14 protein-coding genes are annotated in these 17079 nt (G+C 61.5%); 11 read left to right on the forward strand and 3 right to left on the reverse strand.

What is annotated here, in order from left to right; translation table 11 throughout:
* The first annotated feature begins 35 nt into the window (after positions 1–35).
* The 3 genes from PDO_RS16420 to PDO_RS16430 are packed head-to-tail and all read left to right on the forward strand — an operon-like array spanning position 36 to position 2887.
* Positions 36–974 (forward strand): carbohydrate ABC transporter permease, encoded by a 939-nt coding sequence (locus tag PDO_RS16420; protein WP_007604278.1) that lies wholly within the window; start codon positions 36–38, stop codon positions 972–974.
* A gap of 4 nt (positions 975–978) precedes the next feature.
* A complete protein-coding gene (locus PDO_RS16425; RefSeq protein WP_007604280.1) occupies positions 979–1812 on the forward strand; it encodes a carbohydrate ABC transporter permease in 834 nt (277 codons plus the stop codon).
* A gap of 4 nt (positions 1813–1816) precedes the next feature.
* Entirely contained in the window at positions 1817–2887 is a 1071-nt protein-coding gene (locus PDO_RS16430) for an ABC transporter ATP-binding protein (protein ID WP_007604282.1), read from the forward strand.
* A gap of 16 nt (positions 2888–2903) precedes the next feature.
* Here the strand turns inward: PDO_RS16430 and PDO_RS16435 are convergent, their stop codons facing one another.
* Together PDO_RS16435 and PDO_RS16440 are read right to left on the reverse strand one after the other, a co-directional pair.
* Complete coding sequence (locus PDO_RS16435; RefSeq protein WP_007604284.1) at positions 2904–3938, reverse strand: NAD-dependent epimerase; 1035 nt, start codon at positions 3936–3938, stop codon at positions 2904–2906.
* The gene (locus PDO_RS16440) at positions 3935–5302 is read right to left on the reverse strand and encodes a UDP-glucose dehydrogenase family protein (protein WP_007604286.1); all 1368 of its coding nucleotides are present in this window, start codon (positions 5300–5302) and stop codon (positions 3935–3937) included. The genes PDO_RS16435 and PDO_RS16440 overlap by 4 nt, the downstream gene beginning before the upstream one ends.
* A 363-nt stretch (positions 5303–5665) precedes the next feature.
* On the opposite strand from PDO_RS16440, the gene PDO_RS29475 reads away from it, so the two are divergent.
* Genes PDO_RS29475 through PDO_RS16470 form a run of 6 tightly spaced genes read left to right on the forward strand, consistent with a single transcriptional unit; the run spans position 5666 to position 13531 of the window.
* Positions 5666–5752: a potassium-transporting ATPase subunit F gene (locus PDO_RS29475; RefSeq protein WP_037074485.1), complete on the forward strand. Its 87-nt coding sequence runs from the start codon at positions 5666–5668 to the stop codon at positions 5750–5752.
* Positions 5753–5773: 21 nt separating this feature from the next.
* A complete protein-coding gene (gene kdpA / locus PDO_RS16450; protein WP_007604289.1) occupies positions 5774–7483 on the forward strand; it encodes a potassium-transporting ATPase subunit KdpA in 1710 nt (569 codons plus the stop codon).
* Between the two features lie 14 nt (positions 7484–7497).
* On the forward strand, positions 7498–9552 hold the full coding sequence (gene kdpB, locus PDO_RS16455) for a potassium-transporting ATPase subunit KdpB (protein WP_007604290.1): 2055 nt from the start codon (positions 7498–7500) through the stop codon (positions 9550–9552).
* 2 nt (positions 9553–9554) lie between these two features.
* Positions 9555–10130: a potassium-transporting ATPase subunit KdpC gene (gene kdpC / locus PDO_RS16460; protein ID WP_037074486.1), complete on the forward strand. Its 576-nt coding sequence runs from the start codon at positions 9555–9557 to the stop codon at positions 10128–10130.
* A 9-nt stretch (positions 10131–10139) separates the two neighbouring features.
* Positions 10140–12848: a sensor histidine kinase gene (locus PDO_RS16465; protein ID WP_007604292.1), complete on the forward strand. Its 2709-nt coding sequence runs from the start codon at positions 10140–10142 to the stop codon at positions 12846–12848.
* The gene (locus PDO_RS16470) at positions 12845–13531 is read left to right on the forward strand and encodes a response regulator (protein WP_007604293.1); all 687 of its coding nucleotides are present in this window, start codon (positions 12845–12847) and stop codon (positions 13529–13531) included. The genes PDO_RS16465 and PDO_RS16470 overlap by 4 nt, the downstream gene beginning before the upstream one ends.
* 3 nt (positions 13532–13534) lie before the next feature.
* Here PDO_RS16470 and kdgR read toward each other — a convergent pair whose 3' ends face one another.
* Positions 13535–14329, reverse strand: coding sequence for a DNA-binding transcriptional regulator KdgR (kdgR, locus tag PDO_RS16475; protein WP_007604294.1), 795 nt, complete (start codon positions 14327–14329; stop codon positions 13535–13537).
* Positions 14330–14538: 209 nt separating this feature from the next.
* Here kdgR and bglB point away from each other — a divergent pair, with 209 nt between their 5' ends.
* Both bglB and PDO_RS16485 read left to right on the forward strand, forming a co-directional pair.
* Entirely contained in the window at positions 14539–15657 is a 1119-nt protein-coding gene (bglB, locus tag PDO_RS16480) for a beta-galactosidase BglB (protein WP_007604295.1), read from the forward strand.
* A gap of 125 nt (positions 15658–15782) precedes the next feature.
* Positions 15783–17066 carry an ABC transporter substrate-binding protein gene (locus tag PDO_RS16485; RefSeq protein ID WP_007604297.1) on the forward strand — a complete coding sequence of 428 codons (1284 nt, stop codon included), beginning with the start codon at positions 15783–15785 and terminating at the stop codon, positions 17064–17066.
* The last annotated feature ends 13 nt before the right edge of the window (positions 17067–17079 follow it).

Below are 17079 nucleotides of genomic sequence, written 5' to 3' on the forward strand. Positions count from 1 at the left end.
GCCAATCGGCCCGCCGCGAAACGGATATCCTGACGATGGCTTCACTTGCAGCCCGTGGCAGCGGCTCACAACGAGACCAGCGGCCGCTGAAGAAGCGCCTGGCGGATGCCTCCGCGCCCTATCTCTACAGCGCACCGGCGCTGATCCTGATCGTGACCGTGATGCTGGTGCCGCTGGTTCTGGGCATTTCTTATGCCTTCCGCGATATCCAGCTGCTCAAGCCGTTTTCCGGCGGCTTCATCGGCCTCGATCATTTTGCCGCACTGGCAAAGGACCAGAATTTCTACCGCGCGCTGAGAAACACGCTGTGGTGGACGGGCTGGTCAGTCGTTTTGCAGTTTGCCTTCGGACTGACGCTGGCGCTGCTGCTCGACAAGCCGTTCTATGGCCGCGGTCTCGTCCAGGCGCTGGTCTTTCTGCCCTGGGCTGTGCCGAGCTTCCTCGCCGGCCTCAACTGGGCGTGGCTGTTCAATCCGCTTGTCGGCCCTCTGCCGCATTGGCTGTTTGCGCTTGGCCTGATGAGCGAACCGGCCAATATCCTCGCCGACCCGCAATTGTCGATGTGGGGACCGATCATTGCCAATGTCTGGTGGGGCATTCCATTCTTTGCCATCACGCTGCTGGCAGCGCTGCAGGCGATCCCGCGGGATCTTTACGAGGCAGCCAGCATCGACGGCGCCGGTCCGGTTCAGCGTTTCCTGTCGATCACGCTGCCGTTTCTTGCGCCGACCATTGCCATCACGGTTCTTCTGCGCACGGTGTGGATCTCCAATTTCGCCGACCTGATCATCGTCATGACCAATGGCGGGCCGGCCGATCGCAGCCAGATCGTTGCCAGCTATATCTTCACCCAGGCGTTCAAGCGGCTGGATTTCGGTTACGCCTCGGCCATCGCACTGGTGCTGCTGGTCTTGCTGATCACCTATTCGATGCTGATCGTCGTGTTGCGGCAATGGCTGTTGAGCAAGGACTGAGACCATGACCGGCAAACGCGTAATTTCCATACTCGCCCATAGGGTCGCCATCCTTGTCTATGTGGTGTTCGCGCTCTTCCCGCTTTACTGGCTGCTCAAGGTCTCGGTGACGCCCAACAAGCTGCTCTATTCCGAGGGCATTCGCATGTGGCCGTCGCGGACCACGTTCGAGCATTTCGAATTTGTCCTGCGCCACAGCGACTTTCCGATCTTCTTCAAGAACAGCCTGATCGTTTCCGGGTCGACGGCGATCATCGTCACGGTGCTTGCCTCGCTTGCCGGCTATGCGATGTCGCGGTTCACCTTTCGCGGCAAATACTGGATCGTGACGCTGATGCTGCTGACCCAGATGTTCCCGCTGGTGATGCTGGTCGCGCCGATCTTCAAGATGCTGTCGCCGCTCGGCTTGACCAACAGCCTGACCGGCCTCGTCATCGTCTACACCGCGTTCAATGTGCCGTTTGCCACGTTCCTGATGCAGTCGTTCTTCGATGGCATTCCGAAGGATCTCGAAGAGGCGGCGATGATCGACGGGGCGACGCAGTTCGTGGCGTTTCGCCAGATCATCCTGCCGCTGACGCTGCCCGGCATCGCGGCAACACTCGGTTTCGTGTTTACCGCCGCCTGGAGCGAGCTGCTGTTTTCGCTGATGCTGATTTCCGGCAATGCCGCCGCCACATTCCCGGTCGGCCTGTTGTCCTTCGTCTCGAAATTCTCGGTCGACTTCGGACAGATGATGGCGGCGGGCGTCATGGCGCTCGTTCCCGCCTGCCTGTTCTTCCTGTTGATCCAACGTTATCTCGTGCAGGGCCTGACGGCCGGCGCCGTGAAAGGCTGATCCCATGGCATCCATCGATATTGCCGACGTCCGCAAGTCCTACGGCATCCATCCGGTGCTGCATGGCATCGACCTCAAGATCAAGGATGGCGAATTCGTCGTTCTGGTTGGTCCTTCCGGCTGCGGCAAGTCCACGCTGCTGCGGATGATCGCCGGCCTCGAAGGCGTCACCGATGGCGAGATCCGCATCGACGGCAAGCGGGTCAACGATCTCGCCCCGAAGGATCGCGACATCGCCATGGTCTTCCAGTCCTACGCGCTCTACCCGCATATGAGCGTTGCCAGCAACATGAGCTACAGCCTGCGCCTGCGGAAGATCGCCAAGGAGAAGATCGCCTCCGTGGTTGCCAATGCCGCCGGCAAGCTTGGGCTCGATCCGCTGATGGAGCGGCGGCCCAAGGCGCTGTCCGGTGGCCAGCGCCAGCGTGTCGCCATGGGGCGCGCGATCGTGCGCGAACCGAAGGCCTTCCTGTTCGACGAACCGCTGTCCAATCTTGACGCCCGCCTGCGCGAGCAGATGCGCGCCGAGATCAAGAAGCTGCACAAGGACCTGGGTGCCACCTCGATCTACGTCACGCATGACCAGATCGAGGCGATGACGCTGGCCGACCGGATCGTCGCCATGCATGGCGGCGTGATCCAGCAGGTCGGCAGCCCGCTCGAACTCTATGACCGTCCGGCCAATCTGTTCGTTGCCGGTTTCATCGGATCGCCGGGCATGAATTTTTTCGAGGGCCGCTACAAGACCAGCGGCGATGGCGCGGCATTCACTCTCGATGGTGGCGTTGTCCTGCCGCTCGGCGCCCGGGCCAACCTGCCGGACGGCAGTGCGGCGACGCTCGGCATCCGGCCGGAGCATGTGGCTCTCGGTGCGGAAGGGCCTGATGTGTTCAAGGCAACTGTCGATCTCGTCGAGCCGACCGGCTTCGGCATCATCGTGCATCTCAAGCTTGGCCCGGTTGCCTTCAAGGCGTTTACGCTCGACCGGCGTTTCCTCGGCATGCAGGGCGAGGTCTCGGTCGGACTGCCGGTGGCCAATCTGCATTTCTTCAACGAGGCCGGCGACAAGGTGTAGCCGCGGAGGGCCCGCGTCAGGCGGGTTTCCCGATCCTGTAGAAATCACGGTACCAGTCGACAAAGCGACGAACGCCCTCATCGACGGAAACGGTCGGCCGGTATCCGAGCTCATGAACGAGATCGCTGACATCGGCATAGGTGTCGAGTGCGTCGCCCGGCTGGCGCGGCAGCATTTCCCGGATTGCCGTCTGTCCCAAAGCCTCTTCAAGGGCTTCGATATAGGCCATCAGCTTCACCGGCGCGCTGTTGCCGATATTGTAGAGGCGAAAGGGCGCCAAACTGGAGGCCGGATCCTGCCGGCTTCCGTCCCATTCCGGGTTCGACTGCGCGATCGCGTCGCTGGCGCGGATAACGCCCTCGACGATGTCGTCGATATAGGTGAAGTCACGGGTGTGATTGCCGTTGTTGTAGACAGTGATCGGTTGGCCTTCGAGAATGTTCCTGGTGAACTTGAACAGTGCCATATCCGGCCGGCCCCAGGGACCGTAGACGGTGAAGAAGCGCAGGCCGGTGGTCGGCATGGCAAACAGATGCGAATAGCTATGTGCCATCAGTTCGTTTGCGCGCTTGGTTGCGGCGTAGAACTGCAGCGGATGATCCGCCATATCATGCTCGCTGAACGGCATCTTTGTGTTCGCACCATAGACGCTCGACGTGGAAGCATAGGTCAGGTGGGGGACCTGTGCATGGCGGCAGGCCTCGAGAATGTTGGTGAAGCTGATCAGGTTGCTTTCGACATAAGAATGCGGGTTTTCCAGGCTGTAGCGTATGCCAGCCTGGGCGGCCAGATGGATGACCCGGTCGAAGTCATGCTCGGCAAAGCAGGTTTCGACGGCTGTGCGATCGGCCAAATTGGCGCGGATGAAGCTGTAGCGACCGCCCTGCCTGCCTGCCGCTTCCTCAAGCAGTGCCAGACGCGCTTCCTTCAAGGCGGTATCGTAATAGTCGTTGACGACGTCAAAGCCGACCACCTCGTCACCGCGTTCGATCAGCCGTTTGGTAACGTGATAGCCAATGAAGCCGGCATTGCCGGTGACGAGGACTTTCATTGCGCCTGCTCCACGGCGCGTGGTCGCGGCAAGGCGGTGGCACGGCCGATGCTCAGATAGGTCCAACCGTCGTCCCGAAGCCTCTCGGGGGCAAACAGGTTGCGGCCGTCGAAGATGGTCTTCGTCGTCATGCGCAAGGCCATTTCGCCAAAATCGGGCGCGCGGAACTGCTGCCATTCGGTGCAGACGGCCAGCGCATCGGCACCATCGAGCGCCGAATATTTGTCACCGACCAATGTCAGGTGCGAATGTGTGCCATAGATCCGGGCCGCTTCTTCGCCGGCTACCGGATCGAAGGCCCTGACCCTGGCGCCGGCAGACCAGAGCGCTTCCATCAATACGCGGCTGGAGGCTTCGCGCATGTCGTCGGTATTGGGCTTGAACGACAGGCCCCAGATGGCAATCGTCTTGCCGGCCAGATTGCGCTCTCCGCCGAAGTGATTGGAGATCTTGTCGAAAAGCCGATGTTTTTGGCGGTTGTTGACGGCTTCGACCGCCTCGATCAGATGGGCGTCATAGCCGACTTCCCGTGCCGTCCGGGCGAGTGCCTGCACGTCCTTCGGAAAGCAGCTGCCGCCATAGCCGATGCCGGGATAGATGAAATGATAGCCTATGCGCGGATCGGCTCCGATGCCGCGGCGGACATGCTCAATGTCGGCGCCCAGCTTCTCGGCCAGATTGGCGATCTCGTTGATGAAGGAGATCTTCGTCGCCAGCATGGCATTGGCGGCATATTTGGTCAGTTCGGACGAGCGCCGGTCCATGTAGATCGTGCGCTCGTGATTGCGGTTGAACGGTTCATACAGCTCTGCCATCATCGCGCGGGCTCTTGCCGAATCCGTGCCAACGATGATGCGATCGGGCTTGAGGAAGTCCGAGACCGCGGCACCTTCCTTCAAAAACTCCGGATTGGACACGACCTCGAAAGCGGGAGCATTGCTGCGTGCCCCCAGCACGGCCTTCAGGCGCTCGGCGACCTTGTCGCAGGTGCCGACGGGCACCGTCGACTTGACCACGACGAGCTTGAAGCCGGCCATGGCTTTGCCGATTGTCTCGGCGACAGCGAGGACATATTGCAGGTCGGCGGCCCCGGTTTCGTCGGGAGGCGTGCCGACCGCCACGAACTGCATGTCCGCATGCGACACGGCCTTGGCAGCATCCGTGGTGAAGACGAGCGTGCCATCCTTGATGTTGCGCTCGACGATCGCCTGCAGGCCCGGCTCGTAGATCGGGATCTCGCCCTTGTTCAGCCGGTCGATCTTGCCCTGGTCGATGTCCATGCACATGACATTGTGGCCGACATCGGCGAGGCACGCGCCCGTGACCAAACCGACATAGCCTGTTCCAAAGATCGTAACGTTCACTGACGGGTTCCTTGCCTTGGCTCAAAGCGCGCAATCAAAGCGTGATGCAAATGCCTGCCGGTCGTAGGCCATGTGCCGCGGGATGGCAAGATTTCTACTTGGCGCAGCGCGCCTGTCGATCGCTTTGAGCCGGGGTGTAAAAATATCGCCATGATAGCCCGTGTCGAAGACATCCTTATGAAATCCTTATACCCGCAAGCCCGATTCCCTATCGAGATTTAATGCGCATCGGCGCGATGGTGCAGGCTGAATTCAACAGCAGGAGTCCATCGTGACCGATCTTTTGTTCATTGCGCTCGGCCTTGGCAGTTTCGCTGCTCTCGCCGTCTATGCGCGCCTTCTCGGCCGTCTGTGAGGTTTGCCATGTTTGAGCCTCTCCTTGGCCTCGCCGCCGCAATTTTCATCTCCGTCTATCTCGTCGTGACACTCATCCGTCCCGAGCGTTTCTAGACCTCACATCCGGAGCACATCATGTCTTCCAACGGTTGGCTGCAAATCGGCCTGCTGCTCATCCTCGCGCTCGTCACCATCAAGCCGCTCGGCCTCTATCTGGCGCGCGTCTTCGAGGGTGAGCGCACATTTCTGTCCCCTGTTCTGGGGCCTGTCGAACGCGGCATGCTCTGGGCCTCCGGCGTCGATCCGCGCCGCGAGCAGGGCTGGCTTGCCTATACGCTCGCCATGCTCGCCTTCAATGCCATGGGCTTCCTGGCGCTTTATGCGATCCTGCGCCTGCAGGCGTATCTGCCCTATAACCAGCAGGGCTTTGCCGGCATGGCGCCGGATCTCGCCTTCAACACGGCGATCAGCTTCGTCACCAATACCAACTGGCAATCCTATGGTGGCGAGACGACCGTCAGCAATTTCTCGCAGATGGCCGGACTTGCCGTGCAGAACTTTCTTTCGGCTGCCACCGGTATCGCCATTGCCCTGGCTGTTACCCGCGCATTCGCCCGCTCGGCTGGCAATACGCTCGGTAATTTCTGGGTCGATATGACCCGCGCTACGCTGTATGTGCTGCTGCCGCTGTCGATCGTTCTCGCCCTCGTCTTCATCTGGCTCGGCCTGCCGCAGACGATGGATGCATCGGTGACGGCGACCACATTGGAAGGTGCACAGCAGGCTATCGGTCTCGGCCCTGTCGCCAGCCAGGAGGCAATCAAGCAGCTGGGCACCAATGGTGGCGGCTTCTTCAACGTCAACGCGGCCCATCCGTTCGAAAACCCGTCGGCGATCAGCAACTATTTCAATATCCTGGCCATGCTGTCGATCACCACGGCGCTGATCTATGCCTTCGGCAAGATGGTCGGCGATGTTCGCCAGGGCTGGGCGCTGATTGCCAGCGTCGCCATCCTGCTGGTTGCCGGTATTGCTGCGGTCTATGTCGCCGAAACTTATGGCAATCCGATCCATCTTGCGCTGGGCCTCGATCCCTCCTTCGGCAATATGGAAGGCAAGGAAGTGCGCTTCGGCCAGGCGATGAGTGCCGCCTATGTGGCGATCACCACCGGCATTTCGAATGGCGGCGTCAATGCCATGCACGGCTCGCTGACGGCGCTGGGCGGCCTGGTGCCGATGTTTCTGATCCAGCTTGGCGAGATCCTGCCCGGCGGTGTCGGCTCCGGTCTCTACGGCCTGATCATCTTCTGCGTGCTGACCGTTTTCGTTGCCGGCCTGATGGTCGGCCGCACACCGGAATTCCTCGGCAAGAAGATCGAGGGCCGCGAGATGAAGTATGCGATGCTGGCAGTGCTTGTCCTGCCGTTTGCCATTCTCGGCTTTTCGGCGATTGCAGCCGTGCTGCCGGTGGCGATCGCCTCGCTCGGCAATGCCGGTCCGCATGGCCTGTCCGAGATCCTCTATGCCTATACGTCCGCTGCCGGCAACAACGGCTCTGCTTTCGGCGGTCTCTCGGCGAACACGCCCTGGTACAATACGACGCTCGGCATCGCCATGGCGCTTGGCCGCTTCGCCTATGCCGTTCCGGTTCTCGCCATCGCCGGTTCGCTGGTTGGCAAGACCCGCGGCACGCCGTCGGCCGGTACCTTCCCGACCCACACACCGCTCTTCGTCGGTCTGCTTGTTGCGATCATCCTGATCCTTGGCGGCTTGCAGTATTTCCCGGCGCTGGCGCTTGGTCCCATTGCCGAGCATGTCAGCATGCTCGCCGGCAAAACCTTTTGAAAGAGGCTGTCATCATGACACCGTCCCATTCCACTTCCGACTCCAAACAGGGCCAAAGGTTGTTTGAGCCCAAGATCATCAAGGGTGCGCTGAAGGATGCCGTGCTCAAGCTCGATCCGCGCCAGATGATCCGCAATCCGGTGATGTTCGTCACTGAAATCGTCGCCGTGGTCGTGACGATCCTGTTCCTGCGGGATCTGACATCCGGCATGCCGGCCAGTTTCTCCGGTCAGATCGCCGCATGGCTGTGGTTCACCGTGCTGTTTGCCACATTCGCCGAAGCCGTTGCCGAAGGGCGCGGCAAGGCGCAGGCCGACAGCCTGCGCCGGACCAAGAGCGAACTTTCCGCCCGAAAGGTCACCGGTAATGGCCGCGACATCACCACCATCCCAGCCACGTCGCTGAAGATCGGCGATGTGGTGGTGGTCGCCGCCGGCGAACTTATTCCCGGTGATGGCGAAGTGATCGAAGGCGTGGCCTCGGTCAACGAAAGCGCGATCACGGGTGAATCCGCCCCGGTCATCCGTGAAGCCGGTGGCGACCGTTCGGCGGTCACTGGCGGCACGCAGGTCCTGTCTGACGAGATCCGCATCCGGATTACAGTTGCCCCGGGATCTTCCTTCGTCGATCGCATGATCGCGCTGATCGAAGGCGCCGAACGGCAGAAGACGCCGAACGAGATCGCCCTGTCGATCCTGTTGTCGGGCCTGACGCTGATCTTCGTGATCGCCGTCGTGACGCTGTTCGGGCTCGCCAGCTATTCCGGCGTTCTGCTGTCGGTCACTGTGCTCGCCGCACTTCTCGTGACGCTCATTCCGACGACGATCGGTGGCCTGCTGTCGGCGATCGGCATTGCCGGCATGGACCGTCTGGTGCGGTTCAACGTGATTGCGACCTCCGGTCGTGCGGTCGAGGCCGCAGGCGACGTGGATACGCTGCTGCTCGACAAAACCGGGACGATCACCTTCGGCAACCGCATGGCAAGCGACTTCCTGGCCGTTCCGGGCATTTCGCCGGCGGAACTGGCCAAGGCGGCACTGCTCGCCAGCCAATCCGACGAGACGCCGGAAGGGCGTTCGATCGTGGCACTTGCCACCGGCGAGTATGGCCAGGTCCAGCCGAAAACCGCGCCGGATGCCGTTATTCCGTTCACTGCCGAAACGCGGCTTTCGGGCGTCGACATGGGCGGCCAGCGTCTGCGCAAGGGGGCCGTCGATTCGGTGCTGAAATTTGCCGGCCTCGACGAGGCGTCCGCGCCAAAGGCGTTCAACGATGCCGTCGCCCGGATCGCGCAATCGGGTGGTACGCCGCTTGCCGTTGCCGACGGCACACATTTGCTGGGTGTCATTCATCTGAAGGATGTGATCAAGCCGGGGATCAAGGAGCGCTTCTCGGCGCTGCGTGCGATGGGTATTCGCACCGTCATGGTGACGGGCGACAATCCGGTGACGGCTGCTGCCATCGCCTCTGAGGCCGGTGTCGACGACTTCCTTGCCCAGGCGACGCCGGAAGACAAGCTTGCCTATATCCGCAGGGCGCAGGAAGGCGGCCGGCTGATCGCCATGTGCGGCGATGGCACCAATGATGCGCCCGCGCTGGCCCAGGCCGATGTCGGTGTCGCCATGCAGACCGGCACGCAGGCAGCCCGGGAGGCGGCGAACATGGTCGATCTCGACTCCAGCCCGACCAAGCTGATCGAGATCGTCGAGATCGGCAAGCAGTTGCTGATGACGCGCGGGTCGCTGACGACCTTCTCGATCGCCAATGACGTGGCCAAATATTTCGCCATCATCCCGGCTCTGTTCATCTCGGCTTATCCGGGGCTGGCGGCGCTCAACGTCATGGGGCTCGCCTCGCCGCAATCGGCAATCCTATCCGCGGTCATCTTCAACGCGCTGATCATCGTCGCGCTGATCCCGCTGGCGCTGAAAGGCGTTGCCTATCGCCCGGTCGGTGCCGCCGCCCTGCTGCGGCGCAACCTCTTCGTCTACGGCCTTGGCGGCCTTGTCCTGCCGTTCATCGGCATCAAGGCTGTCGATATCGCCATCACCACGCTTCAATGGGTGTAACCATGCTGTCTTATCTTCGTCCCGCCATTTCCATGGTGGTCATCTTCACCGGTCTCTGCGGTCTCGCCTATCCCCTGGCGATGACAGGTGCCGCGCAGGCGCTGATGCCGGCCCAGGCCAATGGCAGCCTCGTTCGTCAAGGCGACACGGTCATCGGTTCGGCACTGATCGGCCAGGCCTTCACCGCCGATCGCTATTTCTGGCCGCGTCCTTCGGCGACCGGCGGTTCTACCTACAACGGCCTTGCCTCGAGCGGCACCAATCTCGCGCCGACGTCGCAGAAGCTGCGTGACCAGATGGCTGCCGCGGTCGAGGCCTGGCGGGCCGCTGGTGGTGCGGTTCCGGTTCCGGCCGATGCGGTAACCTCGTCCGGTTCGGGTCTTGATCCCGATATTTCGCCGGACAATGCGATGAGCCAGATCGGCCGCGTCGCCGGGGCTCGCGGCATGCCGGTGGCGGATGTCACATCCATCGTCGAAACCCAGGTTCAGCAGCCTCTGTTCGGGCTGATCGGCGAGCCGAGGGTCAACGTCCTTCAACTGAACATGGCGCTCGATTCAGGCGGGGCGCCAAGATAAGGTTGTCGCATGCCCGACGATTCCAGAAACAACCTGAACCGGCCCGACCCCGATGCCCTTCTCGGGCTTGCCAATCGGGCCGGGCGCGGCAAGCTCACCATCTTTCTCGGCGCCGCCCCCGGCGTCGGGAAAACCTTCGCCATGTTGTCGCGCGCCCGCATTCGCAAGAATGCGGGCGCCGATGTCGTTGTCGGCCTGGTGGAAACCCATGGTCGGGCCGAGACGGAGGCGCTGGTCGAAAATCTCGAGTTCCTGCCGCGTAAGCAGATCGACTACAAGGGACGCAAGGTCGACGCGTTCGACATCGATGCGGCGCTCGTCCGGCGCCCGGCGATCCTGATCGTCGATGAACTGGCGCACACGAACGCGCCGGAAAGCCGGCACCCCAAACGGTACCAGGATATCGAGGAACTGATCGCGGCCGGGATCGACGTCTGGACGGCGCTCAATATCCAGCATCTCGAAAGCCTGTCGGAAATCGTCGCCCAGATCACCGGCGTGCAGGTGCGCGAGACCGTTCCGGACCGGGTGCTGAAGCAGGCCGACGAAGTGATCCTGATCGATCTGGCGCCGGAGGAACTGATCAACCGGCTGAAAGAGGGAAAGGTCTATCTGCCCGACAATGCACGGCGGGCGGCCGACAGCTTCTTTCGCCTCGGCAATCTGACCGCCCTGCGAGAGCTTGCGCTCAGGCGAACCGCCGACCGCGTCGATGACCAGATGGTCGATTTCCTCAAGCAGAATGCGATCGAGGGGCCGTGGCGGACGAGCGAAAGGCTTCTGGTCTGCGTCGGCCCGGACACGCTCTCCGAAAAGGTCGTGCGGACTGCAAGCAATCTTGCCTCCGGCATGAACGCCCACTGGATCGTCGTGTCGCTGGAGCAGTCGGACATGGTTGACGACGATCCATCGCGGCAGATGCGGATCGATGCGCTTTTCCGGTTGGCGGAGCGATTGGGTGGCGAGACGAGGCGCGTGCAGGGGCGCGATTTCGTCCAGGAAATCCTGCGGATCGCCAAGCGCGAGCATGTGACGCAGATCGTTCTCGGGGCGCCGCAACGGTCCTTGTGGCAGCGGCTCCTGCGAAAGTCGCTGACCGATGCGCTGCTGGAAGAGCTGTCCGGGATCAGCATTCATCTAATCACCACGGAAGACCAGCCGACCCATGACTGGTTCGCCCCACTGAAGCGAAGATTGGCCGCCAATCGGCTGAAGGTCCGGCCAAAAGACGTGGTGACGGCGCTGGCCACTACAGCGGTTGCGACACTCGGCGGCCGGGCGATGGTCGAAATCGTGTCACTGCCGAACGTGTCGATGCTGTTTTTGCTGGCCGTGCTGGTTTCGGCCTTGCGTGGCGGCTATTTCGCAGCGGTTCTCGCCTCCGTGCTGTCGGCGGTCGCCTATAATTTCTTCTTCATTTCGCCGGTCGGCACGCTGACCATCGCCGCGCCGCACGAGGTGTTCGCCTTTATCATATTCATTGCCGCGGCGCTGATTGCCGGCGGCATCGCATCCCGGATCCGGGAGCAGGGGAAAATTGCGGCCCGCCGCGCGGCGCAAACCCAGATCCTCTACGACATCTCGTCGAAACTTGCCGGAACCGTGGACCAGGATGCCATCGTGTGGACAGCCGTCAGCCAGCTCAACGGGACGATCCAGAGACCGGTTGCATTGCTGTCGCCGATCGACGGGGTCCTGTCATTGCGCTCCTGCTGGCCACCCGATACCGAGCTTGGCGTGGCCGAGATGGCGGCTGCCAGGTTTGCCTATGAGAAGGGCGAGGCGGCGGGGGCCGGCACCGGAACGCTGCCCAATTCGACCCTGCAGTTTCGGCCGCTGCGCGGTCCGGTCGGGACGCTTGCCGTATGCGGCTACGGCATGGACGGACATGCGCTCGACCCTGTCGAGGAACGGGCGCTCGGGGCCATTCTCGACCAGGTCACCATCGCATTCGATCGTGCCATGCTGACGACGCGCAGCGTCGAGGACAAGGCGCGACTGGAACGGGAACGTTTCCAGTCGACGCTTCTGTCTTCGATTTCCCACGACCTGCGCACGCCGCTTGCGACGATTACCGGAGCGGTGACCAGTCTCAAGGAGTTCGGCGACCGCATGCCGGCGGAAAGCCGTCGCGACCTGCTGCTGTCGATCGAGGAGGAAGGTGAAAGACTGTCTCGTTTCGTCGGCAATCTTCTCGACATGACCCGCATCGAGGCGGGCGCGCTCGAACCGGTTCGCGACTGGGTCGATCTCGGCGATGTCATTCTCGACAGCGTTGCCCGTGTGCGTCGGATCTGGCCGGATCTCGACATATCCACCAGCATTGCCCCTGATCTGCCGCTGGTTCGGGCTGACAGCGTTCTGCTGGGCCAGGTGCTGTTCAACCTGCTCGACAATGCTTTCAAACATGGCGGCGGCGAGCCGGTAACGCTCTATGCCAAATTCGACGCTCGATCTGTGTCATTGTCGATCACCGATCTTGGTCGTGGCATTGCGGAGAAGGATATCGACCGGATCTTCGAGAAGTTCTATCGTCGCGGCAAGAAGGCGGATGGCCGCAAGCCTGGGACCGGCCTGGGACTGGCGATTGCGAAGGGATTTGTCGAGGCGATGGGCGGAACGATCACGGTCGAGAGCCCGGCCGTCAAACGACGCGGTACGCGGTTCACGCTGCGCTTCCCGATCGAGGACGCACTCAAGGACAGGCGGGAACCATGAAGGGCCAGCGCATCGTCGTGGTCGATGACGAACCGCAGATCCTGCGTTTTCTACGCCCGGCGCTGACCGCTGCCGGCTATGATGTGGTGGAGGCCGAGACGGGCAAGCAGGCGCTGGCGCTGGTGGCGACAGTCGCCCCGGACCTGCTGATCCTCGATCTGGGCCTGCCGGACATGGACGGCAAGGATGTGATTGCGCAGCTGCGCAGCTGGAACACGATTCCGATCATCGTCCTGTCGGCCCGCGACCGCGAAACGGAAAAGATCGCGGCGCTTGATCTCGGTGCCGACGACTACCTGGAAAAGCCGTTCGGCATCGGCGAACTCACGGCGCGCATTCGGGTCGCGCTGCGTCACAAGACGCATTCCGAGCCTGCACCCTCGACCATCCGCAGCGGCGATCTCGTCATCGATGTCGAGCACCGGCTGGTCAGCAAGGCAGAGCGGACGGTTAAACTGACGCCGAAGGAATACGACCTGCTGTTGCTGCTGGCATCCCATGCCGGTCGCGTGCTGACGCATGGCGCTTTGCTGAAACAGGTCTGGGGACCGGCGCATGAACATGATTTGCAGTATCTGCGGGTATTCATTCGCCAGATCCGGGCGAAGATCGAGACAAACGAGGCGGAGCCGGCGATCATCCTGACCGAACCGGGTGTCGGCTATCGTTTCGTGACGACCTGACTTTCAGTTCCTGGGCGGCTGATAGCCGAGGGCCTGGGACGCCGTCATGCCGGCTGTGGTGAGAAGGTCGATATAGTCGGGCTTGCGCGCTTCATCGAACCGGAACAGCGGGAAGGCGATCGACACTGCAGCAATCGGCTTGCCCATATAGTTGAAGATCGGTGCGGCCATGCAGCGTACGCCTGCCTCGCTCTCTTCCACTTCTTCCGAGTAGCCACGGCTGCGGGTCAATCGCAGTTGTTCGAACAGGGCATCCGGCTCGGTGATGGTTCGGGGGGCGAGTTTGACCATGTCCATCCTGCCGATCCGCTCGTGGATTTCATCCTCGTCGCGCCAGGCGAGCAACGCCTTGCCGAGCGAGGTGCTGTGCAACGGGTTGCGCAGGCCAAGGGTCGATTTCATCGACAGGCTGAAGGCGGAATCGTATTTGTGGATGTAGACGACCTTCTGGTCCCGCTCATCGAGAATGCCGAGATTGATCGATTCGCCGGTTGCCCGTGAGAGCTTGCCCATCGCCGGATCGGCCACGCGCAGCAGGTCGGCCTGTTCGGTGAGCGAGCGTGCGCCGAGACTGAAAAGCTTGAGTGTGAGGCCGTATTTTTCGGTTTCCGGGTCCTGCTCGACATAGCCGAGCTCGACCATGGTCTGGAGCAGCCGGTGGGCGGTGGTCTTCGAGGTCATGGCCCGCTGAGCGAGATCGGCGAGGCTGACCCGCTTGTCTTCGACAAGTGCCTCGACCACCGCAAAGACCTTGAGGACGGCAGCAACGTTTTCGGTCTTGGTCTGGGAATCTAACATCTTTGCCGTTCTGTTTTTTTTGGAATTCCATTCTGGAATTTGAGGCCGATTGTGTCAAGATGGGAATGGCCGAGCAATCCCGTCTTTTGACCAATATGATATTTCCAACTCTGCGCGCAAAAAACAGCGTTGAAAAGTGGACAGGAGTGTGATTTCTTAAAATCCGGAATTATGTTCCGAAAAATTTTCAGCCTGGGAGGAGTTGAAACATGCATTCGCTGCTGAAGCAGAAGGACCATTTTATTCAGCGCAGCGATGTGTGCGGGCTGATCGACCGGCTGACGGACAATCTGATCCATATCGAGGACAAGACAGGCGAGTTCCTGCTGCGTCTCGATGACGGGCGGGTCATCGACACCAAGGGCTGGGCCGGGTGGGAATGGACTCACGGCATCGCGCTTTATGGCCTTTTGAAATACTGGCAGCAGACCGGCAATGCCATGGCGATGGAGATCATCACTTGCTGGTTCGAGGCGCGCCTTTCGGAAGGCACGCCGACCAAGAACATCAACACCGTTGCGCCGTTTCTCACGCTTGCGCATCTTCACGAACTGAAGCCGGATCCGCGTTGGCTGCCCTATCTGGAAACCTGGGCCGAATGGGTCATGTACGAGATGCCGCGCACCCGCGAAGGCGGACTGCAGCACATTACCTATAACAGCGTCAACGACCAGCAGTTGTGGGACGATACGCTGATGATGAGCGTGTTGCCGCTGGCGAAGATCGGGCTCATCCTCAATCGTCCGGAATTCGTCGAGGAAGCGAAGTACCAGTTTCTGGCCCATGCCCAGTATCTCTGCGATACTGAGACGGGCCTCTGGTTCCACGGCTGGACCTTCGACGGCAACCATAATTTTGCCAGGGCGCGCTGGGCGCGTGGCAATAGCTGGCTAACGATCGCCATTCCGGAGTTCATCGAACTGGTCGACATGAAGGATGGCGATCCCGTTCGCCGGCATCTCGTTTCGCTGCTCGGGCGGCAGGCAGCCGCGCTGAAGGCATGCCAGGATCCTTCGGGCCTGTGGCACACGTTGCTCGACGATCCGCAAAGCTATCTGGAGGCATCCGCCACGGCGGGCTTCGCCTATGGCCTGATGAAGGGCGTGCGCAAGCGTTATCTCGGACCCGAATATCTGGAAACGGCGGAACGGGCGATGAGGGGCGTCGTTGACAATATCAGCCCCGAAGGCGAGTTGCAGCAGGTGTCCTTCGGCACGGCGATGGGCAGCGATCTTGATTTTTACCGGCAGATCAAGCGGACCTCGATGCCCTATGGGCAGGCAATGGCGATGCTCTGCCTGACGGAGCTTTTGCGCAGTCACATCTGAGAGATTGCGCTGGAGAACAGGCGGCATGGGTCCGGTCAGGAGGAGACGGATTGCATGGTGCGGGACATGGTGAGGCAAAAGGGGGCGTCAGGAGATGACGCTCGTGTTCCTTGGAGGAGGATGCAATGACCAAACTGACAAGACGAAGCATGCTGGGCGCGATGGGTGCGGCGGCTGCCGCATCGGCGTTTTCGGCCATTCCGGCATGGGCTGCCGACCGGTCGATCCGGCATTTCTGGTGGGGTAATCCGGAGCGTGACAAACGCACCTTTGCCGTGATCGACGTGTTCCAGAAGGCCAATCCCGCTATCGAGGTTTCCGGCGAGACGATCGGCTGGGGCGACTACTGGACCAAGATGGCAACCCAGACCGCCGGCCGCAACATGGCCGATCTGGTTCAGATGGATTACCGCTTCCTGTTCGAATATGTGCGCCGTGGCGCGCTGTTGCCGCTCGACGAGCATATCGGCAAGAGCTTGATGATCGCCGACTTTGACCAGGGACCGCTGGAAGGCGGTAAGGTCGACGGCAAGCTCTATGCATTGAACATCGGCTCTAACAGCCAGGTGATGGTGCACAACACGCGGGTGTTCCAGGAGGCCGGTATCGATGCCGACCTGATCAACTGGACATGGGATGATTTCGCCAAGGCCTGTGAAACCATTACCGCCAAGACCAATGGCGCGGTCAAGGGATCGGACGACCTGTCGCTGATGATCGAGACGTTCGAGTCCTGGGTGCGCCAAAACGGCCGTGAATTCTATGATGCAGACGGCAAGGTGACTGCGACCGTCGACGACGTCGCCAGCTATTGGCAGTTCTGGGCCGATCTGCGCGAGAAGGGTGCGGTCAGAGATGCGGACAAGACCGTCATCCTCGATCCGCCGATTGCCGAATCCGGCATTGCCGTCGGCGATACCGCGATGTCGCATTACTGGTCGAACCAGCTGGTCGGCATCCAGGCGGTTGCCAAGGACAAGATCGGCGCCGCCATGGTGCCGCACAAGGCGGGCGGCAAGCCGGGCCAGTTCATCAAGCCATCGATGTTCATGTCGCTCAGCCGCGATGCCAAGGATACGGATGCTGCGATGGCCTACATGAATGCCTGGGTCAACGATCCGGAAACCACCGCGATCCTCGGATTGGAACGCGGCATTCCCTGCTCGCCGAAGGTGCGTGCAGCCTTGGCGCCCAATCTGACCGAGGTCGAGAAGATGTCGGTCGATTACTTCGAGGCGATCCAGAGCAGGGTCGGACCACTGCCGCTGCCGGCTCCCAAGGGCGCCGGCGAAGTGCGCGACGCCTTCATGCGGGTCGGCACCGATGTGGTGCTTGGCAATGCGCAGGCGGCCGATGCAGCCACCGCGTTTATCGAAGAGGCGCAGTCGATCGTCGAGCGCGCCCAGTAAGACGTCCTGCGCC

It is taken from the genome of Rhizobium sp. PDO1-076 (assembly GCF_000247475.1).
Taxonomy (GTDB): domain Bacteria; phylum Pseudomonadota; class Alphaproteobacteria; order Rhizobiales; family Rhizobiaceae; genus Allorhizobium.